Below are 560 nucleotides of genomic sequence, written 5' to 3' on the forward strand. Positions count from 1 at the left end.
CCCGCCGGGCCAGGAAGAAGACCTGGGAGTGAAAGGCGTAAGACGCCATGTCCCGGTAGAAGTCCTCCAGGTAGGGGTTCTCGCTCACCGCCTCGTAGACGGGCTTGAGGTCGAAGGCCTCGGCCAGGAGGGCGGTGAGGGTGCTCTTGCCGCTGCCGATGTTGCCGGCGATGGCGATGTACATCAGGGCCTCTTCTGGGCCAGGTGCTCCCTGACCAGGGCCACCCCCGCCTCCCGGTGGGGGCCGGTGGGGCTGAAGTCCAGGGCGTCGGCCTCGAGGACCAGAAGGGGGTGGGGGTAGCGGGCGAATTGGCGCTCGTAGGCCTCGGAGAGGGCCTCCAGGTAGGCGGGGTCCATGCCCCGCTCAAAGGGGCGGCCCCGCCGGGCGATCCTGTCTAGGAGGACGGGGACCGGGGCCCTCAGGTAGACCGTGAGGTCGGGCGGGGGCACCTTTGGGGCCAGTTCCCGGTAGAGCTCCAGGTAGAGGTCCCACTCCGGGCCCTCCAGGTTGAGGCTGGCGAAGATGGGGTCCTTGTCCAGGAGGTAGTCGGCCACCACGC

General features: G+C 69.3%; 2 protein-coding genes. Both read right to left on the reverse strand.

From position 1 onward, the window contains the following. Nucleotides 1-184, reverse strand: a 184-nt coding sequence (locus BVI061214_RS00270; RefSeq protein ID WP_162207980.1) for a deoxynucleoside kinase, incomplete at its 3' end; no start/stop codon positions are given. Further along, nucleotides 184-560, reverse strand: a 377-nt coding sequence (locus tag BVI061214_RS00275; protein ID WP_162207981.1) for a deoxynucleoside kinase, incomplete at its 5' end; no start/stop codon positions are given. The genes BVI061214_RS00270 and BVI061214_RS00275, both read right to left, overlap by 1 nt.

It is taken from the genome of Thermus aquaticus (assembly GCF_001280255.1).
GTDB classification, from domain to species: domain Bacteria; phylum Deinococcota; class Deinococci; order Deinococcales; family Thermaceae; genus Thermus; species Thermus aquaticus.